The organism is Streptomyces sp. NPDC060184 (assembly GCF_042728795.1).
GTDB lineage: Bacteria > Actinomycetota > Actinomycetes > Streptomycetales > Streptomycetaceae > Streptomyces.
On the sequence record NZ_JBHWYX010000006.1, the window covers coordinates 150,599 to 175,314 of the forward strand.

General features: G+C 68.2%; 16 protein-coding genes and 3 pseudogenes. 8 read left to right on the forward strand and 11 right to left on the reverse strand.

Annotated features, from left to right (window positions below):
* Window positions 1-76: 76 nt before the first annotated feature.
* Entirely contained in the window at window positions 77-1,198 is a 1,122-nt protein-coding gene (locus tag ACFWEE_RS06500) for a hypothetical protein (RefSeq protein ID WP_386886924.1), read from the forward strand.
* A gap of 114 nt (window positions 1,199-1,312) precedes the next feature.
* Here the strand turns inward: ACFWEE_RS06500 and ACFWEE_RS06505 are convergent.
* Window positions 1,313-1,503 (reverse strand): annotated as a pseudogene (locus ACFWEE_RS06505) (DUF397 domain-containing protein).
* Window positions 1,498-2,287: pseudogene (locus tag ACFWEE_RS06510) on the reverse strand (Scr1 family TA system antitoxin-like transcriptional regulator); the annotation flags it as partial. The pseudogenes ACFWEE_RS06505 and ACFWEE_RS06510, both read right to left, overlap by 6 nt.
* 253 nt (window positions 2,288-2,540) lie before the next feature.
* Between ACFWEE_RS06510 and ACFWEE_RS06515 the strand changes: the two are divergent.
* The 3 genes from ACFWEE_RS06515 to ACFWEE_RS06525 all read left to right on the forward strand — a co-directional run bounded on the left by ACFWEE_RS06515 (window position 2,541) and on the right by ACFWEE_RS06525 (window position 4,936).
* Complete coding sequence (locus tag ACFWEE_RS06515) at window positions 2,541-3,167, forward strand: ATP-binding protein (RefSeq protein WP_386886926.1); 627 nt, start codon at window positions 2,541-2,543, stop codon at window positions 3,165-3,167.
* Complete coding sequence (locus tag ACFWEE_RS06520) at window positions 3,164-3,448, forward strand: hypothetical protein (protein ID WP_210764228.1); 285 nt, start codon at window positions 3,164-3,166, stop codon at window positions 3,446-3,448. The genes ACFWEE_RS06515 and ACFWEE_RS06520 overlap by 4 nt, the downstream gene beginning before the upstream one ends.
* 558 nt (window positions 3,449-4,006) lie before the next feature.
* Entirely contained in the window at window positions 4,007-4,936 is a 930-nt protein-coding gene (locus ACFWEE_RS06525; protein WP_386886928.1) for a hypothetical protein, read from the forward strand.
* A 338-nt stretch (window positions 4,937-5,274) separates the two neighbouring features.
* On the opposite strand, the pseudogene ACFWEE_RS06530 reads toward ACFWEE_RS06525, so the two are convergent.
* The 7 genes and pseudogenes from ACFWEE_RS06530 to ACFWEE_RS06560 all read right to left on the reverse strand — a co-directional run bounded on the left by ACFWEE_RS06530 (window position 5,275) and on the right by ACFWEE_RS06560 (window position 15,215).
* Window positions 5,275-5,896: pseudogene (locus ACFWEE_RS06530) on the reverse strand (nucleotidyl transferase AbiEii/AbiGii toxin family protein).
* Window positions 5,897-5,930: 34 nt separating this feature from the next.
* A complete protein-coding gene (locus ACFWEE_RS06535) occupies window positions 5,931-6,293 on the reverse strand; it encodes a hypothetical protein (protein WP_386887015.1) in 363 nt (120 codons plus the stop codon).
* A gap of 375 nt (window positions 6,294-6,668) precedes the next feature.
* Window positions 6,669-7,373: a hypothetical protein gene (locus tag ACFWEE_RS06540; protein ID WP_386886930.1), complete on the reverse strand. Its 705-nt coding sequence runs from the start codon at window positions 7,371-7,373 to the stop codon at window positions 6,669-6,671.
* 83 nt (window positions 7,374-7,456) lie between these two features.
* Window positions 7,457-8,578 (reverse strand): hypothetical protein, encoded by a 1,122-nt coding sequence (locus ACFWEE_RS06545; protein WP_386886932.1) that lies wholly within the window; start codon window positions 8,576-8,578, stop codon window positions 7,457-7,459.
* Window positions 8,575-10,458 carry a DrmB family protein gene (drmB, locus tag ACFWEE_RS06550; RefSeq protein WP_386886934.1) on the reverse strand — a complete coding sequence of 628 codons (1,884 nt, stop codon included), beginning with the start codon at window positions 10,456-10,458 and terminating at the stop codon, window positions 8,575-8,577. Before drmB ends, ACFWEE_RS06545 begins: the two co-directional genes overlap by 4 nt.
* On the reverse strand, window positions 10,455-13,604 hold the full coding sequence (locus ACFWEE_RS06555; RefSeq protein ID WP_386886936.1) for a helicase-related protein: 3,150 nt from the start codon (window positions 13,602-13,604) through the stop codon (window positions 10,455-10,457). Before ACFWEE_RS06555 ends, drmB begins: the two co-directional genes overlap by 4 nt.
* 69 nt (window positions 13,605-13,673) lie before the next feature.
* Window positions 13,674-15,215, reverse strand: coding sequence for an RNA polymerase sigma factor RpoD/SigA (locus ACFWEE_RS06560; protein WP_386886937.1), 1,542 nt, complete (start codon window positions 15,213-15,215; stop codon window positions 13,674-13,676).
* A 212-nt stretch (window positions 15,216-15,427) separates the two neighbouring features.
* Between ACFWEE_RS06560 and ACFWEE_RS06565 the strand changes: the two genes are divergently transcribed.
* From ACFWEE_RS06565 to ACFWEE_RS06575, 3 genes are read left to right on the forward strand one after another with little or no spacing between them, the layout of a single operon-like run.
* Complete coding sequence (locus ACFWEE_RS06565; protein ID WP_386886939.1) at window positions 15,428-17,245, forward strand: AAA family ATPase; 1,818 nt, start codon at window positions 15,428-15,430, stop codon at window positions 17,243-17,245.
* Window positions 17,242-18,501, forward strand: a complete 1,260-nt coding sequence (locus ACFWEE_RS06570) for an McrC family protein (protein ID WP_386886941.1) — start codon at window positions 17,242-17,244, stop codon at window positions 18,499-18,501. The genes ACFWEE_RS06565 and ACFWEE_RS06570 overlap by 4 nt, the downstream gene beginning before the upstream one ends.
* A gap of 36 nt (window positions 18,502-18,537) precedes the next feature.
* Window positions 18,538-20,673 (forward strand): UvrD-helicase domain-containing protein, encoded by a 2,136-nt coding sequence (locus ACFWEE_RS06575; RefSeq protein ID WP_386886942.1) that lies wholly within the window; start codon window positions 18,538-18,540, stop codon window positions 20,671-20,673.
* 63 nt (window positions 20,674-20,736) lie between these two features.
* Here the strand turns inward: ACFWEE_RS06575 and ACFWEE_RS06580 are convergent, their stop codons facing one another.
* Window positions 20,737-22,392: an N-6 DNA methylase gene (locus tag ACFWEE_RS06580; RefSeq protein ID WP_386886943.1), complete on the reverse strand. Its 1,656-nt coding sequence runs from the start codon at window positions 22,390-22,392 to the stop codon at window positions 20,737-20,739.
* A 355-nt stretch (window positions 22,393-22,747) separates the two neighbouring features.
* Between ACFWEE_RS06580 and ACFWEE_RS06585 the strand changes: the two genes are divergently transcribed.
* Window positions 22,748-23,683: a DUF5655 domain-containing protein gene (locus ACFWEE_RS06585; protein WP_386886944.1), complete on the forward strand. Its 936-nt coding sequence runs from the start codon at window positions 22,748-22,750 to the stop codon at window positions 23,681-23,683.
* 99 nt (window positions 23,684-23,782) lie between these two features.
* Here ACFWEE_RS06585 and ACFWEE_RS06590 read toward each other — a convergent pair whose 3' ends face one another.
* Window positions 23,783-24,412, reverse strand: a complete 630-nt coding sequence (locus tag ACFWEE_RS06590; RefSeq protein ID WP_386886945.1) for a DNA-methyltransferase — start codon at window positions 24,410-24,412, stop codon at window positions 23,783-23,785.
* Between the last annotated feature and the right edge of the window lie 304 nt (window positions 24,413-24,716).

Here is a 24,716-nt window from a genome sequence, read left to right on the forward strand (position 1 = left end):
GCCGCACGCCTCCACACGACACGTCGCCCGCACAGAGACCGCCGCCCCGACGGATACGAACCTGGGAGAACCCACCATGACCGAAGCCGTGATCGACGCTGGTGATGGCGACGCCGATACCGATGCCGACCGGGAGGCTGTCGAGCAAGAGCGTTCTGAAATTCGCGAGTTCGTCAAAGGCCTGAGCGCGGACGACATCAAGTCGGGCAACTGGTTCACCAAGCTCTGTGCCCAAGCCATGAGTTCCTACACCGCGAAGGTCGACTGGCAGTACTTCCAGGAGCGGTATGAGGGCGTACCCCCGGATGGCATCGTCGACCAGCGGATCAAGATGGCGGCCCGGTACGCCGCGCTCGAAGGCGGGATCTCCGCCGGGGCCTACACCGCGGCCGTCGCCTCCACCATCGGGACCCTCGGCGGGGCCTCGCCGGCCACCGTCCCGGCCGCCGTCGCGACGCTGATGGTCGATGTCGCGTTCACCACCCGGCTCCAGCTCCGTCTGGCTCACGACATCGCAGTCCTCTACCAGGTCCCGCTCGACCTGTCCGACCCCGATGACCTGTGGAAGCTCATACGAGTGGCCTTCACGATCAAGAGCGGGGAAGTGGTCCGGGAAGGTGTGGTCAAGGCGGTTCCGGTCGTCGTACGGCCGGTGATCAAGCGCTTCTACTCCAAGGGCGTACTGACTGCCGCGAAGGGGCTCCCCTTCGTCGGGAAGTACCTCCTGCAGCGCAACGTCATCAAGATCGGCATCCCTGTGGTCGGCGTGCCCCTCGCGGTGGTGCTGAACCGCTATACGACGCTGGTCGCGGGGCGGCACGCGCAAGCCGTCTTCCGGAACGAGGCTCGGGTGATCGAAGTCGCCGAAGGACTGAGCAAGCGGAGTCGGCACCCGCAGTCGATGCTGTGGGTCGCGTGGCTCGTCATCAGGGCGAACCGCAAGATCGACGACGATGAGGCACTGTTGATGCGCCATCTGGTGAGGCTGGTCCGGGAGCAGCATCAGGTCGTCGACAAAAGACTCGCTCGCCTTGTCGACATCGACCCCGCCGAGGTGTGGCAACGCCTGGACGCCGAGCCAGGGGATCTGAGCGACCTCCTTGACGTGGCCGAACAGGTGGCCGCGGTGGATGGCGATGTTAACGCACGTGAGAAGGCCGTCATTTCGGATCTTCGAGTTCGCTGCCATCGAGGCTGACTGACATCGCCGTACGCCTCTACCCACGAGCACGGCCACGGCCAGGAGACCGTCGCAATGTAGAGGGGCGTTGCCGAGGCTGATGGCTTCGACAGCGCCTACGCGGTGTGTCTCTCAACGCCCGAACGCGAACCGCACGAACGGTGCCCAGCCCTCACGGCCGGCAATGAAGGCCGGGCGGCTCACGTCCCTGGAATCCTGTACATGAACAGCCTGTTCTGCGATGCTATCTCGACGCAGTCATCGCCCTGGCTGCCGCTGTAGCTGGACTTGAACCAGGTGAGTTCCGTCGCACTGCCGCTCATAGCTCTCCGGTCCGAGTTCAACCGGCCGTTCTCTTGCCCTTCGGAGTAGCCGAGCCGCTGTCCCGCAGAGGTCTCCACGATCCGCACCGGCCCATCCAGGCACGGGTGCAGCCCGCCTCAAGCGGCACCACTTGAAGCGTCACATTACGCAGAGCGGTGCGCTCAAGGACATGGTCGAACAGCTCGCGCATCGCCTCCGCGTCCCCGAACCGCCGCCGGAACACATGCTCCTCCAGGATGAAGCTGAACGCCACGGTAGGCCGTTCCCGCATGATCCGTTGACGGTCCATCCGCGCGGTGAGCAGCGCGCCGCCAGCTCCTCGTCGGTCCGCAGCGGGATCGTGCCCTCGAACACCGCCCGCGCATACGCCTCCGACTGCAACAACCCCGACACCAGTCGGCACTCGTACGTACACAGACTCACCGCATCGCGCTCCAGCCGAGCCCACCGGCGGAACCAGGCCGCAAGCCCCGCCTCGCCTCGGGTGAGATGGGGAGCGGCCTTGCGCAGCGCCCCGGTGATTCCGGTCGCCCCCTCCCTGCGCTCCGCGAAGGCCTCGTCCGGCATCCGGCGGCCCAACTCCACTGACTCCACCGTGTGCTTGGAGTACCGCACGATGTCGGCGAACTCACTCCGGCTGAGCCCCGCGTGCTCCCGCAGGGCCTGGACGACCGCGCCGAACGTCCGCAGACTGTCCGACGGATGGGGTTCGCGCTCCCACTCCCCCGCTGGAACCGCCTGGGCGCCCACGCCCGTGGCCGCCTCCCCTTCGACGTTGTCCATCCGGCGCCCCTCTCTCCAGCCGCTCGCGCCCGCACACGTTCAGCACACAGCGTGACGGGAGGGCCCGCATATTGTCCACTTTCTGCGCCCCTACGCTGACTCTGCGTACGGGGTCCGGAGCTCGCAGCCTTCACGGGCGCCACGCTGGCGCGCCATGAAGTAACTCGCTCCGCAACTCGCCACCTCCCTGCACACCTTCACGCAGCTGCTCTCCTCCACACGGCGCGGCGCTCGGCTCGCCAGCCTGCTAACCATGAGACAACTCCAGTCCTGGGGCGCCCCGCAGGCCCTCACGGAGCGTGCCGAAATCGTCGTCGCGGAGCTTGCGGCGAACGCCGTACTCCACGGCAGCCTGCCCGGTCGTAGCTTTCGACTGACCCTCGTCTGCGACGCCTCCCCCGGTCTCCTTCGCGTCGAGGTCACCGACGCGCGCGGAGACAGATGGCCGCAGACCCGTCCCGCGAGCGCCCTGAGCCCCCTGTCGGACGCGTCCCTCCACACCAGCGGGCGCGGCCTCGCGCTCGTCGCCGCGGTCGCCGACCACTGGGAGACGCTTCCCTATTCGCCAGCGGCAGACCGTGCGGGCGGAACCGGGCAGTCCGTCCTGAAGGAGCGCCCCGCAACAACCAGCCACCTCACCCGATGGGCAATGACCTCGCCTGGCGCGCCACATCCGGACTCGATCAGAACCCGGAACACCGCGGTTTCGAATGCGCGTGAAGATGGAGGTTGGGGCGGGCATGCCAGAAGGTCACCCGTCACAGCTGAGGCTGCGCTGCGAAGACGCACCAGATGGGCAGCTTTGCCCCACAGTGCCCGTCCGCCGGCTTTCGCGATCCTCCGACTCGCCATCCGCACGCCTCGTATGCTCCTCTCATGATCAAGCTGATGTACCGCGGAGGGGCGGCCAACCTGCAACTCTTGGCGGAAGAGATCCGGGAATCCCCAGAACTGAGCCAGCATTGCACGGCCGAGGTCACACACCGAGAGACGCAGAGCGATTCACTGCATCACGGGCAGTTGGCGGACATCGCCATCTCGGTAGCGGCAGGAGTTGCTACCAATGGCCTGTACGACGCGATCCGAGCTCTCATTGACCGAGCCCGTGACCGCGGCTCTGTAGAATCCGTCGATCCAATCGAACACGAGAATGATGAGTAGCTACAGCAGAGAACAGGATTCCCGATGAGCTCTCCGGTCCTGCACAGCACAACTGGCGCTCAATTAAATCTAAGAAGCCATCTCCTATTCCACGACAATATGCGCGACAATCCCAACGATCTAGTCACGTCGCTCATGTCGTGGAACTTGGTCCATGCGCACGAGACGAGCCACTGGGCCCGATTCCATGGCTCTACCATTGGCGTGCTTCTCACGTTTCTACGTGCTGCCCGAGACTCTCTGGCCGACTATTCGATCCGTAACCTCGACAGTAACGACAGAGCCGTTTTCGAGAAGCACCGCAACGATGGCATTCCCCTCTTCGCTTGGAATCGGAAGGCGAGTGCCTATTCACTCGGAAGCGAAACAGCTGACCACTGCCTCACATGGCTGTCTCTGCATCGTACCTACTCAATCCTCCTTGGCTTCGAGCCTCTCAACTGGTCCAAAATAAGCCAGGAAGCAATGCAGGACTCGCTAACCTTGGCTTTGCACACGACCTGGAGGCAATGGGCCGGAAGGGGTATGTTGCCTCTGAGGAATGAAGACTATGCTCACGTGCATAGTTTCGAACCCCTCCTTGGAGGCGACGAGCCGATCACAACGCGACTCCTCCTTGAGTGCGCGGGCCTACTGGACGAGGGATACCTCTTCCGCGGACCTTATCCAGAAATCATGGATCGAGGACTCCGGAGAATGTGGGACATAAACAGGAGAGGAGAATACGGTAAACCCTACCGCCTCGCAGAATCCATGGCAGGCCGAAGCCTCTCTCATTCTGAAGTTCTGACTCTTATCGACTTCGCCTTGAACCCTCCAGTACCTGGCCTGCACAAGGGCGTACGCACCATTGACTGGCGCGAACTCTACCCGCCATATCGATTCCTCTTCGCTGCGGCAGAAATGGCAGAGCGTCGCGCCTATAGGCATTCAGAGGCAGTCAATGCACGGCCCACGATTGACCACGTCAGCGACTTCTTCAGCACGGTCACTCGAGGGAGTGATGTCCGCGTGGGGTCGATCGATTGCCAGCTGACGGAGGACTCAGACCTGCGTGACGTCGCGGACCCCAGACGCCCCTTTGCGCGAAGGATGATGGGCATCCCACTCCTCTCAGCCGATCGACTTCACAGAGAGCGACGCGCGGATGTCAGATCAATATCCCACTTCGGCTCCTTGTTGATCGACATTGACGGATATCGCCTGCTGGACGCAGAGGCTCCGGACTACCCATGGTGGTTCTTCCCACCTCTGAAAGTCATCAACGACGGAGTGTACGGCTGGCCTGCCAATCGCCTTACTCTCGACGAGGCCACTGACCTACTCATCGGTTCTGCCATCTCATCGGCATACGACGACGTCGTGAATGGGGTCGGCCCTCTAGCCCGCGATCACCTACCAGCGGCACCATTTCGAAATCCAGATGAAACCGCAGCACTGAACGACATGGCCCGATATCACCTAGGAGTAAATATCGGATGGACGTAAAGTCGAACGATGTCGTCGCAACGACGCACTGCCTGCGTTGAATCGACTCCGCCGCCGACCGGGACATGGGTCCGTCACGACCCTGAGTCGTTTTGACGATGTCAACATGTAACGCCTCGGACGCCTCGTCGAACAGGGCAGGGCGCCAGTTCGCGGATCTGAGCACTCCGTCCGCTGCCGGGAGCGTACTGCCCGTCCAGGCGGTGACAGGATGCGGGATCCGGTGTGGTGCGGGGGCCGTTCGGTCCCGCACCACACGTCCCGAGGAGCATCACGTCGTCCCCACCTATGCGCGCAGCCCGCGAGCCAGCCACTGGAGCACCGTCCCGTAGCCACTGTCAGGCGTTGTCGTCGTGGATCCGCGCCCCCAGGTCTTCCGCCCACTCCAGCGCCCACGCCTTGAGCTCCTCGATCTGCCGGGCAGTGAGCCCGTACGCGGCGTAGTCCTCGTCCTCGTGCCTGTCCGCACCAATGAGCCGGTCGCGGAGGTCCTCGAGTCTGAACTCGTCGTGGGCGCGGTGGCGGCCGAGGGATTCGAGGTCGGCTGTGGAGCGGTGGCTGGAGGCGGCCGGGACGTCGATGAGGTCGCGGACGGTGCCGCCGGTCGGCGAGGGCGCGGACCTTGGTGCCGATCACGTCGTCGAGGGAGAGGACTGGGCCGAAGGGAGTCTGGGCGGGCGGGGCACAGAACGCCTCCTTGAGGACGTCGACCTCGCACTCCTCGCCGGTGTCCGGGTCGGTGACGAGGAACCGGCCGCTGAGCGGGTCGGTCTGGACATGCGTGGTCCGCCAGCCGCGCGCGTTGAAGCCGGCTGTGAGGGGGGCGACGATCTTGTCCATTGGGGCGGGGGTCTCGGTGGCGACGTCGAGGTCGCGGCTGAAGCGTTCGACCAGGCCGTGAGCTTGCACGGCGTATCCGCGGGTGAGGACCAGAGGGTAAGGGGAGCCGAGGTCGAGGATGTCGGCGAGGAGACGCTTGTGGAGCGGGTGAGTTTCACGCGGCGGTCGCGTCGGCCGGAGCGGTGCGCGGTAGCTCGGGGAAGGCGTCCTCCCAGACCTCACGGATGTAGGGGCTGATCAGGCGGCGCAGAACGGGCCACTGCTCGGCCAGCAGCCGGTGATGGAGGAAGGTCGCCAGATCTTCGCACAGGCCCTCCGCGAGGACGGTCCGGTAGAGCGTCATGCGGGACTTCGGGCGGTTCAGGCTGCAGCTCGTCCGCCCGGACCAGGCGATGTGCAGCGGCAGGTCGACCGTGCCCCCCATAGGGCCGGCCAGCTCCTGCAGGTGCTCGGGCAGCCGGCTGCGGTAGCGGTCCCGCAGCACCTCGGCGCGGGGGGCGGTGGTCGTCGCGTCCATGCGTCCGGCATCGCTGGTGGGAGGCGGCGCCGCAGCGGATACGGGGCTCCCGACGCGCTCCGCCCCGGCGAACACGGCCTGACGCTGGTCGCCGCGCAGCAGTTCCTGGGTGGGCCGGGTCTCACGAGTCCGGTCCGACTCACCGAGCAGGCGACGCATCTTCCTGAGGTTCGGATCCTGGGTCTTCGAACTCGATGGGGTGTGGCGGTGACGGCCCGATGGCCGGTTACCGCGCGTGAGGGCTCTGGGTGCGGGTGGCCCGGACGCAAGGAGCCCGTGGATCTTCGTGATGTTGGTTGTTTTCCAGGCAACCAATCATGAATATCCACGGGCTTGAACATCGACGATGCCGGGATCAGCGAGGCGGTGACGCGACTACTGGGTCGAACCCCCGAGCCGGGACCCGGAGGGCACCTCGTCCCCACGATCAGCGCCGGCCCAGCTCGACGGCGGCTGTCCGAAGACGATTCGTGCGTACGTGATCGTTGCTCCCCCGAGGACAAGGCTACCGCCGGCGCCGAGCGCGGCGCCGACGCCAAGTGGCACCTGTTCGCTCAGTACCAGGACCCCTCGCTTGGTCCCATACTTGGTGATGAACTGCGGACGCAGCGCCTTGTTGGCCTGGTTGATCGCGCTCATGGGGATCGAACCGACGATGCGCCGTGCCCAATAGGGGCCGATGTGCTCGACGACTTTTTCCAGTTTGCGCACTGCTGCGCCGCCGAGGACCACGGTCGTGACCAGGCGCCTGCGTTGCTCGAACTCCTCGGAATGCAGGCCATGGATCTCGGCCAGCGACAGCAGGTAGAACACTGACGCTTCGGTGAAGGCCATGACGTGAGCCGGAGCCGCTGGGATTCCGACGCCGGGCATGGTAACTGCCACGCCGGACACTGCGCCGGACACAGCGATGCTGGCAAGGTAGGAGCGTTCCAACCGCCGGATCAGCTCCTGTGGTGTGTCGCTGGGGTGGACTCGTCGCAGGCGCTCGACGTTCTTCCTCGCCCGGGACTCCTGGGCGGCCAGTGTCTTGTCGAGAGCCTGCTGGACCAGGCTCTCGACGTCATCGGCCTTGCTCATCGGGTTGTGGTCCTCTCGGAGCGCGAGCGCCTCGAGGGCGCCGGGAGCGACGTGGGTGCGGCTGACAGCGAGGTGTCGCGCCATCACCGCGTTTGCACCCACCCGTGCAACCCCTCCAGGTGGCGCGGCAACCGGCTCCCCTGCCAGCCCAGCACCAGCCGCTGACGCGCGCGGGTGATCATGACGTAGTAGGCCATGCGGAGGGCGGCCGACGTGGGGTCGATGCCTGAGTCGGACTCCGCGTCGGCGATGACGACGGTGTCGAAGTCGAGCCCCTTGGCACTGGCACGGTGGAGGAGGACGACACCGGGGCGGGCGAGGTCGAGGTCGCGGTAGCGTCCGGAAGGGGCCGCCGAGCTGTAGAGCTGGGGTTCGTGGGCGAGGCCGGACCGCTCCAGGCGGCGCATCAGGTCCGACGCCGTGCGCAATGAGTTGACCATGACGCCGATGCGGTCCCGCGGGTGCCGGGCCACCAGGGTGGTGATGTCGTCGGCGAGGTCCTTGATGCCCGAGTAGTGACGAACCGTGGGCAGGGCACCGCTGCGGAAGGGGACGTCGGGACGGGTGCCGCCGGTGCGGAAGTGTTCGGCGAGGGAAGCGATCTCGCGGGTGTTGCGGTGGTTGCCGAGAATCTCGAGGCGTCCGGTGGAGCGGCCGAGGGCATCGGTGATCTCGTTGAGGGTGGAGTTCGTTTCGGTGAGGCGCTGACACTCATCGGCGAAGACTGTCACGGAGGCGGCGGCAAGGCGGGCCATTCGGTAGAAGCCCGGCGGCAGGTCCTGGCCCTCGTCGACGACGAGGTGGGGAGTGGCGGCGTCGTGTTCTCCGACAGCGCCGGCGGCCTGGTGCATGAGAGCTGGCCAGTCGAACCAGCTGTCCTCCGTCCGCGGTACGTCACGTCCGAATCGGCTGTAGACCCAGAGGTGGGCGGTGGATGCCTCGACAGGTGCCCTGGGGACTGCGAGACCCGCGAGGCTGTCGCGCAGGAGCTGGCGCAACAGGTTGGAGCGCGAGATCAGGAAGGTGGGGCGGCCGGTGAGGGCGAGGTGGACGGCGCGGTGCGCGGCGAGCAGGCTCTTGCCGCTGCCGGGCGGGCCGCTGACGACGTGGTTGCCAGTCAGCGGCAGCGTGTCCAGGCAGTCGCGCTGGGCGGGGGTGAGGTCGGGGTGGAGGACGGGGGTGGTCGCGATGGTCACGGGTGTCATCCCAGGGCGGTGGTGGCCGCTTGTTCGCGGCTTGCGGTGAGGACGTCGGTGAAGTAGCCGGGGACGCGGGCGGAGCCGACGACCAGCGCGCGGTCGAGGAGGGTGTTGCCGGTCTGGCAGCTGGTCTCGGGCAGCAGTGTGCAGGCGTGGCAGGCGGCCCGGTTGAGGTTGCCGAAGCCCTGGCCGGTGTGCTCGGCGCACAGCGGGTCGGCGGAGCACCAGGCAGCCGCCTCAAGCATCCGGATGAGCGTCTCGGCGAAGTGCGGCGCTTCGCCCTGCCGGACCAGACCGCCGAGGGTGCCTTCCGCATCACCGGCGGCCGTATAGATCAGCAGTGCGCGCTGGCCGTACTCGGGGCGGCCGTACACGCGCTCGCGCAGGCTGGCGGTGGTGTAGCCGGATTCGAAGGACAGCTGGCGGATGAGCAGGTGGGCGACGGTGTGCAGGAGCAGGAAGCGGGGCGAGAGTTCGCTGCCGGTCGTCTCGGCGAGTTGTTCCTTGCGGAACGACGCGTCGAGGTCCGTACGGATTTCGTGGACGTGGGCCTGCACGCGGGGGTCGTTCTCCCAGACGGTCAGGCGCTGTTCGTCGAGGGTGAGGACGATGCCCTCGCCGTAGACCTCGGTCGCGGGGAGCCAGCGCAGGCGGCCGCTGGTATCGGCGGAAACGAGGGTGCCGCCTGGCGAGTGGCGGCGGAAGCCGGTCAGGGCACGGACCTCGCGGAGGCGATCGACGAGGACGACGCCGTCGATGTGCGCGTCGAGAGTGGCCCAGGGCTCCTCCTTCTCGCCGTCGAGGCCGAGTCCGCCGCGACGAATCGCGAACTCCGTGGTGGGCTCCGGGAGCCGGATCGCATCGAAGGCGTACCACTCGTCGCGACTCAGGTCGATCTTTCCGGACTTTCCAGGCTCCGGCTGGTCTGCAGACAGGGGTGCGGGAGCGCCCGTGGCCTCCGCGACAAGCTGATCGATGAGGCTGTCGGGGGCCTCGGTGTCCTCCTTGATCATGCCGCGGAAGGTGTCGGCCCTGGGCGTGCCGAGGGCTTCGAGCAGGATCGGCCAGTAGCCGTGGCCCAGGATGGCCTCCGCCATGTCCTGCTCCGCACGCGGGGCTTCGGTGGTCCGGGGGATGTCGAGAGCCGAGTAGACGACCGGGTAGTAGACGTTGCCGGCGGTGCGCTGCACGATGTGCACCTGCTGGCCGCAGGAACCCCTCGCGTCCCAGCGCTGCCAGGGGTTGCGGCCCGAGCACTGTCCGCCCTGGGGGCCGAGCACGTCGAGCAGGTCACGTTCGGAGCCGCACGGCTTGCCGCCGAGCCCGGTCGCTCCACAGCGAACTGAGAGCGCTTCGAGTCCGGAGGCGCGGTCGGCGACGCGGAAGCTGAGCCGACGTGCCTTCCAGGCCTGCTTCGACTCGGAGCACGAGTCCCGCAGTTCGGGCGCGAGCTTGGAGTGGGCCCAGTACCACCAGTCGACGTCGTCGAGGTGTCCGTCCGGGCAGATGCGGACGAACCGCATCGGGGTGAGACGGGGTGCGGCAGCGCAGGAGGTGCAGACGGGCGGCTCGCCGGGCTTCTCGTTCTCGCGCAGGAAACGGACCATGGCCCGGCAGGAGCCGCAGAACAGCCAGCCAGGGAAGCGCACATAGGGGACGCCGGGGCGGTCGGGCTTGTCGTAGCGGTCGTTGAGGGTGTGGGGCGCCGCGAAGAAACCCATCACGCCGAGGCGGGCAGCGAGCCGTTCGGAGGGGACGGGGGTCTTCAGCACCGGCCAGTTCTCGATGCCGGCGGCGACGAACGACTCGCCCTGGACGTCGAGTACCGCGCCCACGCCGAATGGCAGCACGGTCTGCGCCTGGCGGACCCGGAGTTTGCGCTTCACTTTCCGGCTCCCGTCACGGTGATCTGGCACTCGCGGTCGACGCTGCGCATGGAGTTGAGGGTCTCCCACAGGCCGTAACGTTGCTCGAAGGCCTTGAGCAGGTTGTGCTGGCCCTTGCCCTGGCTGCGGTAGTAGAGGTCCTTGCCCTCGGCGGCGGCGGTGTCGGCCTGCCGGTACCAGTCGTCCAGGAGGTAGCCGAGTTCCGCTCGTACGTCGGCGCGTACGGCTTCGGCGTGGGCTCCCGTGGCGCCGCACTCGGCGGTCGCGGCACGCTCGGCGAGGGCGTCGGCGATCCGCCCTGCCTCTTCTTTGTGGTCGGTGATCCGTCCGGCCCGGTTCTCGGTGGCCAGACCGAGCCGGTGGCGGACCAGGATGACGAGCGCGGCGTGCAGGGCGCGGCGGCGCGCGGGCAGCGACCAGGGCGTGATGCTGGCTGGTTCGACGTAGCGGTAGAGCGCCCGGTGGTAGTCCATGAAGGTCTCGTAGTGGGACCGGTCGCGCGGGCGCGTGGCGTTGAAGTAGGTGACGACGAGTCCGGGCACGTGGTGGCGGCCGACGCGGCTGGTGGCCTGGATGTACTCGGCGGTGGTCTTGGGCTGGCCCTGCATGAGCATGTACGCGAGCCGCTTCACGTCGACGCCGACGGAGAGCATGTTGGTGCACGGCAGGAACGACACCGACCGGGGGTCCGTCCAGGGCTTTTCAAGGCGGTCGAGGAGGACGGGCTGATCGGCGCGCTTCACGCTGCTGTCGAGTTGTTGTACCTGCTCGCCGACCAGCTCGCGCGTGCCCGCACCCTCGTCGAGGCCGCAGAGCTGGGCGGGGATGTCGTCGCCGGCCGCGGTGACGGTACGGCCGAGTTCGCGCAGGCTGTGGTGGTAGCCGACAAGCGTCCAGTAGTCGTCGCGGTGTTCCTCGGGAAGCTGGTGGACGCCCTGGAGCATGGCCGCCGTGGTGGCGACGGCGCCGCGGCCCGCGGTGTGACCCTGCGCCATGACACCGAGGTAGAGGCGGCCGGGGCGGCCGGTGTCGGGGACGGCGAAGAAGCTGTCGCGGGCGTCGAGCCCGGACGGCGGGAAGAGCTGGACGTCCTGGTGGTGCAGGGCTCGGACCTGTTCGGCGGAGCGCCGGATGGTGGCCGTGGCGGCAACGATCTTGGGCGGGCGGCCGCCCGGGCCGGTGCACAGCTCCAGGATGGCCGCCTCGTAGAGGCCGACTGTGGTGCCGAGCGGTCCGGTGAGCAGGTGCAACTCGTCCTGAATGATCAGGGACGGGGGCCGGTGGCCGGTGCCCGCGCCGAAGAGGCAGCCGGAGTCGGGCTCCCAGGCGAGCCGGGCGAACTTGTCGACGGTGCCCAGGACGAAGGTGGGCGGATCCTCGTAGAGGTGCTGGTCGACGACGGCGACGGGCAGGACGTCGTGGAAGGCGCACTCATCACGGGTGCAGTAGAAGGTGAACTCGTCCGTTTCGGCGCGGACTCCGTAGTCGGAGCGGACGCTGGACCGGGTCGGCGGCAGGATGCGGGTGCCGCACCACGGGCAGCGGTCGAGAATGAAGACGTCCTCGGGGTGGCTGGCCTCGCGCTGCTCATCGAAGGCGTCCTTGGCCGCCTGAAACTTGTTCGGGGTGGTGGTGTCGCCGACCCACAGGCCGATGGTGATGGGCTCGCCACCGAGGCCGAGCCCGGGTTCGGCGCGGCGAAGGTGCTCCAGAGCACAGATCGTGGTGGCGGCGCGCTGGAACTGCTGGGTGGTGAGCAGACTGAGGGTGTAGCGGCTGAGCACGGTGGTCCCGCCGCCTTCGCCGCGGATCCGGCGCAGGGCGATGGTGAAGGCGGCCAGGAGCAGATACGCCTCGGTCTTGCCGCCGCCGGTGGGGAACCAGATCAGGTCGGTGGTATCCCGGTCGCGGTGTCCGGGGTCGGCGACACCGTCGAGGGCGAGGAGGAAGAAGGCGAGCTGGAAGGGGCGCCAGGTGGCCTTGGGGTCGACGGGCGGGTCGAGGGCCACGGGGTCCGCGCGGTGGCGCCGCTGACCGGCCTGGTCGGGGGCGGAGTGCCGCATCTGCAGCAGCATGGCGCGCTGGGCGATGCGGAAAGCGTCGAGGAGTTCGGGCCGGTCGGGGTCGCACAGGGTGCGCACGCCGGCCTCGATGCGGGTGACCGCTTGGCGGACCCGGTCGAGGATCCGCTCCGCGGCTTCCCGGCCCCATGGCGGTACCTCGACGGAACGCTGGCCCACGTACCAGGCGTGGTACGCGGCGGCGAACTCGGTGAGCTCTTCGCGGAGTTGATTTCTACCGACGGCCGGTTCAGCGAGGTGGGAGATGGTGAGCGCGGGGGCGTCGAGCGGGCCGCCGGCCCGGATGGCGGGTACCTCGGCGCGTGGCAGGGCTTCGCAGGCGAGGCGTTCGACACCACCGTCCTCGCCGTGGTCTTCGCGGACGGCGCAGCCGTGGCCGACGGCATGGGTGACCACGTGCCGGTACTGGAGGCGCAGTTCGCGTTCCTCGGGATCGCGGCTGGCGAGCCGGACGCTGGGATAGGGCAGCACGGCGCCATCGGCGGGGCGGACGCTGAGCCGGCACTGGAACAGCATGTCGTCCCAGTCCGGCGCCTTGTCGTCGGCAGGGTCGTGGCGTTTTTCGTTGACCAGGGCCACGGTGATGAGGGTGCCCGCGCCGTAGGAGCGGCGGGTCAGCTGGATCTTCGCGCGGTCGTCGAGGACCGGCACCTCCTCACGGTCGGGGCCGATCGTGTGTGTCTCGGGCCTGAGAGGGATGCGCTGCCAGCGCCGCCCGCGTCCGGGTGCGTTCCGCCGTGTCTCGTAGCGGGCGGCGGCGCAGCTCACCTCGACGTCTATGGCATCGGTGTAGAAACTGATGCCGAGGGACGCGGGCAGCCAGCTGTTGGTCTCGGGCACGGGGTCGGGGGCCGGGTCCACGTCGGGGGCGTCCTGCTCGGCACCAGGTGCCTCGGGGTCGTCGGCGGCGAGGTCGAGCCGGCGCTGACGATCCGCCTGTTGCGGGTAGAGCGTGCCCATCAGGTACTGCCGGTCCGGCGGTGCGTCGAGTACCTCGTCCTCACCGCCGGCGGGGCCGACGAGCTGGCGGGTGAGGTAGTCGACCAGCTCCTGGCGCGGGTCCATGTGCGGGTTCCTTCGATCGAGTGGCGTTGAGGGGGGCCAGCTGTGGGCCCGCCGTGAAATGTGGTCGGTTCAGAAGTGCGACGGGATCATCCCGTGACGGATCAGCTGGCCACGAAACTTCGCCTTGGCCTTCGACTCGACTTGGCGGATGCGCTCACGTGTGACACCGAAGACGACCCCGATGTCCTCAAGCGTGTCCGGCTCGTCCCCGTCAAGACCGGTGCGTCGGACAAGGACATGCCGCTCACGCTCGGAGAGGTGCTCCAGGATGTGCCGCAGGCGCGCCTGAAGCTCCTTGCGAATCAACACGACAGCGGGTCCGGGCAGTCGGCTCGGCCCGATGATGAGGTCGCCGAGGGCGGTGTCGTCGCCGATGATCCGGTCCAGGGAGTCGGTTGGCCGGCTGATCCTTCGTACGTCCTCCACTTCGGCGAAGGTTAGGCCGGTGGCGTAGGCCACGTTGTCGACGGTCCTGGCCCGGCCCTCACTCAGCAGCTTGCGCTCGGCGACGGCCACCTTGCTGACCCTTTCGTGCATGTGCACGGGCACCCGGATCAGGGTGCCCTCGTCGGCGATGGCCCGGGTGATGGCCTGCTTGATCCACCACGTCGCATAGGTCGACAGCTTGTAGCCCTTGGTGGCGTCGAACTTGCGGACCGCGCGCATCAGTCCGATGGTTCCGTGCTGGACGAGGTCGTCGATGTCCAGTCCGCGTCCCTGGTAGCCCTCCGCGATCTTCCACACAAGCCGCCGGTTGTGCAGCACGAGGCACTCATAAGCGCACCACTGCTCGCCGTCGCGGGGTAGGGCCCCGATCTCCTCCGCCGGAATATCGCGGCCGAGGCGGTCGGTACCGCCCCGCAGAAGAACGGCGAGCCCGACTTCCTCGTCCGCCTTCAGCAGGACCCTCGACGGCTCCCGCCGCCACCGGTCCTCCTCCAGCATGGCCCGAGCCGCGCGGACGGCGTCGGCCAGTCGTGCATCCACAGCGGTGGACGCAACTCGGGCACGCTTCCCGCCGATCGACGGTCTCTGGGGCGTGGCCTTGGACGCCGGAGCGAGTGCAGACGCAGCGGAGCGGGCCTCACGACGCTCCACCGATTCGGCGGGCACGCGGGGCGTTCCGGGGCGGGTGATCGGGAAGTCGGCGGTCAGCTCACGCGCTTCGGCAGGGCTGAGCCCGTGGAGCCGTACAACTCCGTCGTGGGCGAGCTTGCTGACGGTGCCGTCGGCATCGGCATAGCGGGCGAGCATGCGCCGGGCCTGGGCCAGGCGTCTGGCTGCCTCCGTCGTGGCGAGCCCGGTTCCAGGGGCGGCGGCCGGTGGGGCGGATGCCTTCGGCGACGGGGTCGCAGCCCGCGCCTCAAGATCAGCGGCGGGCGTGGGGCGGTGACTCACCCGCCCTCGGCGGGACGGCTTCACGTGAATGCCAGCAGCAGCCAGCCCGCTACGAAACCTTCGCCGCTGTTCGTCGGTCCTCAGCCCGAGTCGCTCCGCCTCCAGCGCGAAGGCCCGCTGACTGACAATGCCCGAACGAGACGCGCAGCGCGTCAGTCTCTCGATGACGGACGGCAACTCCGCCTCGATCGTGCGCCGTTCGGACTCGCCCACGGACTCCACACCCATAACGCCCCCACTCCAGCGACCACGCGCCAGTTCCGCCCGAAAGACCCGGTCGGCGGAACCACACACTAGGCAGAGTGCGTTTACACCGTCAACACGTTGAGCCGAATTGTTTACGCAAATCCGAGTCACTTGACAGCGTCAACAGGTAAGGTGTGCGGTGTTCGCGCATGCCCCGCCCCTACCTCGGAAGGTCACCGATGCCGCACTCCGACCGCCTCCGCAGCGCCCCCGAGTTCCGCATCAAGCTTCCCAAGGATGGCGGTGAGGCGCGCGGGTATCTGCTCGCGGAGTTCGGCGGCAACGGCACGCACAAGTTCCTCCTGCTGGAGGGCTCGATGATGGTGGCCGAGGCATGGCCCGGGCTTGGCGATCACGCACGCCGGATCCGCGCGGAGCTGCGCGCGGGCGGCGGGCTCGTCGACGCGCCTGCCGAATCCGACCGGCCGGAGGCACCGCCGCGTTGGGTGGCGACCCGGGACATCGCGTGCAACTCGTCCTCGGCCGCCGCCGCGCTGGTGTATGGCTACGACGCATCCGGCCCGGAGTCCTGGCGAACCGCCGAGGGCCACGCGCTCGCCGACTATCTGTCCACCGGCTGGCGTGCCCCACGCAAAGCGTGGCTGGTGCGCGGCTCCAATGTCTCCGGGCGCAACCTGGTGCGGCAGCTGTGGCTGAAGGAGGGGGTCGTCTCGCTCGCGGGCGCGCACCTGCCGCCTCTGGAGGAGACCGATCCGACCAAGAGCGTGCTGCGTCGCTACGTGGAGGAGGGGTACGAGGGGGCGGCCTCGTACAACCAGAAGCGGGGCCTCGTCGACGAACTGCACGCCTTCCTGACGCAGATGCGCGCGGGCGACACAGTGGCCACCATCGGCGACGGCCGGCTGCACGTCGGGCGGATCACCGGGGAGGCCGCGCAGACCTCGTCGTCGGGCGGGCTGTCCAATCTGCGAAGGACCGTCGCCTGGCTGCCGCAGGGCCATGCGTACGAGGAGCTGCCGGAGGAAGTGCAGCAGAAGTTGTCTGTTCAGCATGACGTCGTCGACCTGACCGGTGTCCTGGAGGCGCTGGACGGGCTCACAGGGCATACGGACCCGGCAGCAGCCGACGACACCGGCGAGTTCCCCGCCGTCGAACGGCAGGCGCTGCGGGAGCTGTCGCTGCCGGACATCACCGAGGCATTTGCGTCGGACCTCCTGGTCCACGACCGCGCCTGGCTGGAGGAGATGCGTGAACTGCTGCTCGACGAAAGGCAGCTGGTGCTCTACGGCCCGCCGGGCACCGGTAAGACGTATCTGGCGATGAAGCTGGCCGAGTACTTCGGCGGCGGCCCGGAACAGGTCAAGATCGTGCAGTTCCACCCTTCGTACGCCTACGAGGACTTCTTCGAGGGGTTCCGGCCCGTCGAGGATCCCGAGACGAGGGAGGTTGCCTTCCGGCTGACGGCGGGCCCGCTGCGGGAGCTCGCCGATCTCGCCTCCCGCGAGGGCAACCGGCACATCCCGCATTTTTTGATCATCGACGAGATCAACCGCGCCAATCTGGCGAAGGTCTTCGGCGAGCTGTACTTCCTCCTGGAGTACCGCACGAGGTCGGTGCGTCTCACCTACTCCGGCGACGACTTCGCGCTGCCGCCGAATTTGTTTGTGATCGGCACGATGAACACCGCTGACCGGTCGATCGCCCTGGTCGACGCGGCGATGCGGCGCCGTTTCGCGTTCGTGGAGCTGTCTCCGCGCGCCGAGCCGACCGCCGGGCTGCTCGCGCGCTGGCTGAAGCGCGAAGGCAGGGACCCGGAGCCCGCCCGTCTCCTCGACGCCCTCAACGCCCTCATCAACGATGCCGACTTCGCCATCGGCCCCTCGTACCTGATGAAGCCGGGCGTGTACCGCAAGGGCGGCCTCGAACGGACCTGGCGCACGAAGATCCTGCCGCTGCTGGAGGAACACCACTACGGCGAGGGCCTCGATGTCGCCGCACGCTACGGTCTCGACTCGTTGCGCGAGCAGCGCCAGTGACCGCGCCCGTGCCCGTGGGTGAGGTGACGCTGCGCGAGTACGGGCCCGCCGTCTCCGTCCCTCTGGGCTCCGAGGCCGGGCGGGCCCTCGCCGTCTCCGGCATCCTGCAGAGCGCGACCCCAGATCCCGGCCGCGACGGGCACTGGCTGCTACGGGCGGGCAGCCGGGTCGGCGCCGTGCGGACGACCGGCGGGCCGGTCGTACGGATCACGCCCAAGACCCCCGTGAGCCGGCTGTTCTTCCTTCTCGGGTTCAGTCTCGACCCGGCACGTGCCTGGCGTGACAGTCGGGAGGGCACCGTCGACACCGGAGCGTACGACGACGTCGTGCCCGCACTCGCGCACGCCGTGGAGCGGCAGATCGACGCGGCACTGCGGCAGGGGGTCCTCCAGGGCTACCGGGAGGTGGAGGAGTCCGCGCTGGTCGTGCGCGGGCGGCTGCGCGAGGCCGAGCAGATCCGGCGACACTTCGGCCGTACGCCGCCTGTGGAGATCGTCTACGACGCGTACACCGTCGACACCGCCGAGAACCGCATTCTGCGCGCCGCCACCGAGCGGTTGCTGCGGCTGCCGGGCGTTCCCAGTCCCGTCCGACGGCGTCTCGCCCACCAGCGCGTACGTCTCGCCGACGCACTGCCACTGATACGGGGACAGGAACTGCCGCGTTGGCAGCCGTCACGCCTGAACTCCCGCTACCAGCCAGCACTGCGGCTCGCCGAGGCCGTTCTGCGCGGCACCTCACCGGAACACCGGCCGGCCGGGGCCGAACCGCTCACTGTCGACGGCTTCCTGCTCGACATGAACAAGTTGTTCGAGGACTTCGTCACGGTCGCCCTGCGTGAGGCCCTTCAGGAGCACGGCCTGACCGCGCGCCTCCAGGACCCCCACCACCTCGACACCGCGGGTCTGGTACGGATTCGCCCCGATCTCGTCGTCCGCACCGGCGACGAACGCACTCCGCTCGCCGTCGTCGACGCCAAGTACAAGGTCGAGAAGGCCGACGGACTCCTCAACGCCGACCTGTACCAGGCGCTGGCGTACGCCACCGTGCTCTCTCTGCCCGAGGCGCACCTGGTGTACGCGGCCGGACGGCAGCCCGAGCTCTTCCATGAGGTGCGCGGAACGACGGCCGGGCCGGAGGGACGGGGAGTGCGGCTGTACCAGCACAGCCTCGACCTCTCCCGCGAACCCGAACAACTCCTGTCGACTCTGAAGGAGATCGCCGGACGGCTGGCCGGAGCCACCCCACATCCGTGACCATGAAACACGGTCAGTCAGAAAGGAAGGGACCTCATGCCCCGGCTCGCCTTCGCCCAGAGCTTCTGGGACGGCTACGACACCCTGGAGAAGCCCATCCGAGCCGGAGTGCGCAAGGCCATGGCGAAATTCCAGGCCATGAGCGTCGCCGATCTCAACGCGGACAAGGGACTGCACCTGGAGTCCGTCGAGAACGCCCGTGACCCGCGGATGCGCACCATTCGCATCACCGACTTCTGGCGGGGCGTCGTCCTCGCCCCCGACGACGGCAGCGACATGTTCCTCCTGGTCAATGTGCTACCGCACGACGACGCCTATACCTGGGCGGCGAAGCGTCTGTACAGCGCGAACTCCGCGACCCGGGCCCTGGAGGTACGCAACGCCGTCGCCTTGGACGAGCTGACGCCGCTGTACGAGACAGCCGCACGCACGGCTCCACGGCTGCTATTCGCGGATGTCTCCGACGGCACGCTGCGCGAGCTCGGCATCGACGATCAGGTGCTGCGCGCCGCGCGTTCGCTGGTGGACAAGGCCCAGCTGGAGGCGTTCTCCACGCTCCTGCCGGAGGATCAGCGGGAGGTGCTGCAGTATCTCGCCGAGGGGTTCAGCCCCGAAGAGGTCTACCGGGACGTCGTGGCCGTCCGTCGGCCCGCCGATGCACCCCCTGAGCCGGTGGAAGACCTGGCCACGGTGATCGCCAACACTCCCGCACGCGTCCGCCTGATCACCGGGCCGCAGGAGCTGGAGGAGATTCTGGAGAAGCCGTTCGAGGCCTGGCGGGTCTTCCTCCACCCCTCCCAGCGGCGCGTCGCCTACCGCACCTCGTACGGGGGTCCCGTCCAGGTCGCCGGCGGACCCGGGACGGGCAAGACGGTGGCGGCCCTGCATCGGGTCAAGCACCTGCTCGGCCGTTCCGAGGACGGCCGCATCCTGCTCACCACGTTCACGAACGCGCTGGCCGCCGGACTGCGTGAGATGCTCGGCCTACTCCTCGACGAGGACGAGAAGCTGCTGGCCCGGGTCGACGTGACAACGGTCGACGCCTATGCGAACGGCATCGTGCGCGCGAAATCGGCGGCCTCGCCCAGACCGATCGGGGACCGGGAACAGCGGCAGTTGTGGGAGAAGGCCGTCAAGCAGCTCGATCTGCCGTTCACCGCCCAGTTCCTGGCCCAGGAGTACCGGCACGTCGTACTCGGCCAGAACCTCCGCGATCTCGACGCCTACCTCGGGGCGAGCCGTCGCGGCCGCGGCACCGGCCTCGGCCCCACGCGCCGCCGGGAGGTGTGGAGCGGCATGGAGCGGTTCGAACAGTTCCTGCGCGACCGCGGCGAGACCACACACCTGCGCGTCTGCGCCCGCGCGGCAGAACTCCTCGCTGGCGAGCCGACTCCGTACGCCCATGTCGTCGTCGACGAGGCACAGGACCTGCACCCCGCACAGTGGCGTGTGCTGCGGACCGCCGTGTCTCCTGGCCCCGACGACCTGTTCGTCACCGGCGACCCGCATCAGCGGATCTACGACTCCCGGGTCTCGCTCGGCTCCCTGGGCATCACCACGGCCGGCCGCAGCTTCCGGTTGCGCGTCAACTACCGCTCGACCGAGGAGATCCTCGCCTGGTCTGCGCGGCTCCTCGCGCCCGTCACCATCGACGCGCTCGAGGGCGAGGGAACGGACTCGCTGGCCGGGTACCGCTCCCTGCTCCACGGGCGCCGCCCCAAGGCGCAGGGGTACGCGACCCGGCAGGAGGAGACCGAGGCCCTGGTGGACCGGGTCCGGGCGTTGCTCGCCGAGGGCCTCGCACCACACGAGATCGGCGTGTGCGCACGCTTCAACCTTTCCCTGGACGCGGCCGAGAAGAAACTGAAGGCTGCGGGCGTCCCGGTGCTGCGTGTCAAAGGACAGGTCGCGCAGGGGACCGAGGGGGTACGGCTGGCAACGATGCACGCGATGAAGGGGCTGGAGTTCCGGGCGGTGTCCGTCCTCGGTGTCACCGAGGGCACCGTCCCGTTCGCTCGTGAGATCACCCCACGCGAAGTGGACCCACTGCAGCACGACGCCGACCTGCTCCGGGAACGCTGCTTGCTCTTCGTCGCCTGCACTCGCGCTCGGGAAGAGCTGAGTGTGACGTGGAGCGGAGCTCCGAGCCCGTTTCTGCCGCGCGCCGCCTGATGGGAGCTCTGCCTGGCACGGGCCGGCGCAGGGCGCACCCACCTTGGAGTACCCGCACTGTCCTCACTTCTCCGGGGCCAGGGCGCCCGTGGCAAGTCCGTCACGGGCGACTTCGGCGAGCTGCCGGCTCAGCTCGTCGACCTTGCGCATTCCTTCCTCGAACTCGGACAGGGCTCGGAAGGCAGTGCCGTACCTACGCTGCTCGTCGATGTTCATGCGGGGGATACGGGAACCCCTGCCGTCAAGGCGGTAGGTCCCGCTGGCACTTGTTGACCGACGGGTGTTGACGGAGCTACGCAGGAATCCCTGCAGATAGTCCGTGTCGAGCTGTTCGCTGGCCGAGAGCGGTTCCGGACCTTCGTACGTGACGAGCCCGGCGCGGGCGAGATCCGCGACGCTGGTGGTGGCGCTGTCCAATGAGCCTGGTCCACCGCCCGCCGCTAGCTCGGGCAGAAGTGCGGCGAGTCGGCGGATCTGGTCCTCCAGCTCCTTGCGCAGGGCGGCGTACTCACCGGGATAGTCGCGGTGCCGGGACCGGAGATGACTGCCGGGAGTCAGGTCGACGGTGTCGTCGAGGAGTTCGATCAGGGGAACGTCGGCGACCTGGTCGGGGCGTGGTTCCAGGCTGCCGTCGGGGCTGTTGCCAGTCAGGTCGACCATGCGCACGGTGTGGTTCGTGTCCGCACTTGCGGTGCTCTCGGGACGCTGCAGACACCACAGATGGACGGGCAGGGCGTGAGAGGTCGCCGTCCCCGGCGGCAGGGCGACCACTTGGCGCACGATGCCCCGACGTACGAGTTCTGATCGGATGCGCCGACCTGCCTTGCGGTATGCGACCGAGGCCGGCATGACCATGAGGATCTGGCCGCCGGGCTCTGTGTGCGCATAGGCATGCTGGAGCCACGCGAGCTCCCCTTCGGCCTTGGACGGGGTACCGAGTTCCCAGCGGGAGTCGAGCAGTAGTTCCTCTCGCCCCCACTCGGTCACGCCGGTTGGCGGGTCGCAGACGACCAAGTCCGCCTTGAGATTCGGCCATTCGTCCGCGCGCAGGGAATCCCCCGCCACGATGCGCACGCCTGATCGGCCCAGAAGGTCGGCGCGAAGCTGCGCGTAGCGGGCGCTGTCAGCGTCCACCTCCTGGCCGTAGCAGCGCATCCCGGCCTCGGGGGCGACGGACAGGAGCAGCACCCCGATGCCGCAGGCGGGATCGAAGACCGTGGCGTCGGCAGACAGTGCGGGAGCGAAGTGGCGCATGGCCCGCACTACGCTCTCGGGAGTCACCTGGTCCGATCCCGCGCGCCGGGCGGAGTCCATGAACCGCTCAGTCAATCCGTTCACGAGGTCGACGGGCGCTTCGGTTTGAGCGAGCTCCCGTACACGGGTGGCGACGTCATCCGGCAGTCTCGGTTGATGTTCTCCGGCCAGCGCCGCGGCCACCTCTGCCAGGCCCGTGATCATCTGTTCCCCGTACGCGGCCCGCATCGCTTGCCAGAGCTCGACCTCGGGTGACACCTCCTGGCCTTTGCGCTGCTTGTCCAGCCATTCCTGGACCTCGGCTAGCGCATAGAGCGGACTGTTCGCGGCACCTCCCGCCGGCGCGGGGAAGTCGTCGTAACGCCGACGCCAGTTGGAGACAGCGGCCCGAGTGACTCCGGCGAGCCGAGCAATCTCAGCACCGGTGACAAGAGGTCCGGCCGATGAAGCGGCATTGTCGGTCATAGCCCCAGCGTACACGGGTTGTCAACTCAATTCGAGCATTGGCTTCGTTGACGATGTACACATACTCCAGGGTCTGTGGGCACTTGGCTTCTTTTGAACCAGTCCGACATCGGCATGTCCTCACCTCAGCTCCCTTTCCCGCACCCACTTCGCGAACGCCGTGACCCATCCAGCACCTGTCCGAATCTGAGAAGAAGCCCACCGCAGCTGATCATCTTCTCTGGACGCCCCCGACGCGTCCACGTTTGCTGAGAATCGGCGAGCGGAGCCCGACTAGGAATGAGGCGCAGGTAACCATTGAAATACCCGCAGCCAGGTTTCGATTGCTCCTGTAGTAATTACGAAGGGGGCGCAGGTGGCCGAGCTGATGTTGTTCCGGCGGGACGCGGACGGGCGGGACGTCGAGCTGACCGGCTCGACGGTGTCACTGGAGGTGGAGCTGCAGCGGCGGGTCGAGGCCGGCCTGGAGCAGATGTTGGGCGTCCGTTTCCTGGCATCGGAGTACCAGACCGGCCCCTGGCACCGGGGGCGGATCGACACCCCGGGGCTCGATGAGAACGGCAGTCCGGTGGTGATCGAGTTCAAGAAGGGCTCGGACAGCGGGGTGATGTCCCAGGCTGTCTCCTACCTGTCCTGGCTGGAGTCGGCGCACCACGAGTTCGAGGCGCTCGTGCGCAAGGTGCTGGGGGCGGAGGCCGCCGAGTCCGTCGACTGGCGTCGTCCGCGGATGATCTGCATCGCGGCGGGCTTCTCGCACCACGACCGGGTGGCGGTGCAGAGGTTGCCCGAACGGATCGACCTGGTGCGCTACCGGATCTTCGACGGTGGCCTGCTGGGGCTACTGCTCGTGGACTCCGCGACCGGCTTCCCGAGCGCTGCCTCGTCTCGCCGGGGCCGGGAGCGGGCACCCGTGGCGGACAGCGTGCCGACGGCTTCGGCGGTCTCCCCGCCTGCGGGTGGAGGAGCGGTGCCGGAGTGCCTGCGGGACCTGTACGCGGAACTGGACGAGGCGCTCACGGCATGGGGCGAGGTGGAGGTGGCGTCCCTGCGGCACTACATCGCCTACCGGCGGTTGGTGAACGTGGCGTCGGTGATCTTCCGTCCGAAGCACGAGGCGATCCTGGTGTACCTCAGACTCGACCCGGACACGGTCGAGTTGGAGGAGGGCTTCACGCGGGACATGCGCGGTATCGGACACCTCGGGACCGGCGACCTGGAGGTCCGCGTCGTCTCGGCAGCCGACTTGGAGAAGGCGGCGCCGCTGATCCGGCGGGCGTTCGAGGCGGCCTGACGTAACCGGAGGGGCGGCTGGTGCATCGGTTAGTCGATGCACCAGCCGCCCCTCTGGCGTCTGTGGGCCGCCGGCCCTGGCCTCTCTTCGCTCTCACGCTCATGCCTCCGGTCCGGCCAGCTCGAAGTCGTCCTTCGTCAGTTCGGCCCGCAGCCGCTCCTCGGCGACGTCGGGGTAGTGCGCGGACAGCTCGACGCCTACGAAGCGGCGTCCCTCGCGCAGGGCTGCGACCCCAGTGGAGCCGCTGCCGGTGAACGGGTCGAGGACGGTGCCGCCCTCGGGGCAGACCTGGACGAGCTGCTGCATGACCTCGACCGGCTTCTGGGTGATGTGAACTCGGCCCTTGCGGGGCTGGGAGGCGATGTAGTGCCCCGGCAGGTAGAGGTCGCGGGTGTTGTCGAGGGAGCCCTTGACGCCCCAGATGATGAACTCCGAGTCCTGCTTCGGCCCGCCCTTGCGGGGGCGGCTGGACGGCTTGATCCACGGAATCGTGCCGCTCCAGGTCCATCCCGCCATCTGCAGAGCGTCGGAGGTGGTCGGCTCCTGGCGCCAGTCGGTGAAGATCATGGCGACCGCATGCTCGGTGGCCGCGCGGTACGACTCGGTGAGAAGTTCGGTCAACCAGCTCCGGTAGGAGCGCTGGTCGCGGTTCTCGCCGGGGAAGTTCTGCAGGTCGTGGGCGCTGTTGCTGACGGTGAGGGCGTCGCCCTGGTGCAGCGTGTAGCTCATGCGCGAGCCTCTTTCAGTGCACGTGGATCCGGACCCAGCTCCACGAGAAGCGCAACGGCGCCTGCTCGGAGCGGGGTTGACCGGGACGCTAGCCGCGATTCCCGGCGGCACCTAACGCAGGGCCGGCGGTGCCGAGGGTCAGTTGGTGCGGCCGGAATCCGGGTCTACTGTCTCGCCATACCACCGGGGCAAAGCCCTTTTCATCGGTGTGACCTGGGCGTATCCGTACGACCTCGTCCAGACGGGCTTCACCGGAGTACATCGTGCTCCTCGTCCCCGACTTCCGTGAGGAGATCCGTGTACC

Bases quoted from the DNA above. Each gene is read 5' to 3' on its own strand.
- ACFWEE_RS06500 (WP_386886924.1), top strand. From the start codon at position 77: ATGACCGAAGCCGTGATCGACGCTGGTGATGGCGACGCCGATACCGAT.
- ACFWEE_RS06515 (WP_386886926.1), top strand. From the start codon at position 2,541: ATGAGACAACTCCAGTCCTGGGGCGCCCCGCAGGCCCTCACGGAGCGT.
- ACFWEE_RS06520 (WP_210764228.1), top strand. From the start codon at position 3,164: ATGATCAAGCTGATGTACCGCGGAGGGGCGGCCAACCTGCAACTCTTG.
- ACFWEE_RS06535 (WP_386887015.1), bottom strand. From the start codon at position 6,293: ATGGACGCGACGACCACCGCCCCCCGCGCCGAGGTGCTGCGGGACCGC.
- ACFWEE_RS06540 (WP_386886930.1), bottom strand. From the start codon at position 7,373: ATGAGCAAGGCCGATGACGTCGAGAGCCTGGTCCAGCAGGCTCTCGAC.
- ACFWEE_RS06545 (WP_386886932.1), bottom strand. From the start codon at position 8,578: ATGACACCCGTGACCATCGCGACCACCCCCGTCCTCCACCCCGACCTC.
- ACFWEE_RS06555 (WP_386886936.1), bottom strand. From the start codon at position 13,604: ATGGACCCGCGCCAGGAGCTGGTCGACTACCTCACCCGCCAGCTCGTC.
- ACFWEE_RS06565 (WP_386886939.1), top strand. From the start codon at position 15,428: ATGCCGCACTCCGACCGCCTCCGCAGCGCCCCCGAGTTCCGCATCAAG.
- ACFWEE_RS06575 (WP_386886942.1), top strand. From the start codon at position 18,538: ATGCCCCGGCTCGCCTTCGCCCAGAGCTTCTGGGACGGCTACGACACC.
- ACFWEE_RS06580 (WP_386886943.1), bottom strand. From the start codon at position 22,392: ATGACCGACAATGCCGCTTCATCGGCCGGACCTCTTGTCACCGGTGCT.
- ACFWEE_RS06590 (WP_386886945.1), bottom strand. From the start codon at position 24,412: ATGAGCTACACGCTGCACCAGGGCGACGCCCTCACCGTCAGCAACAGC.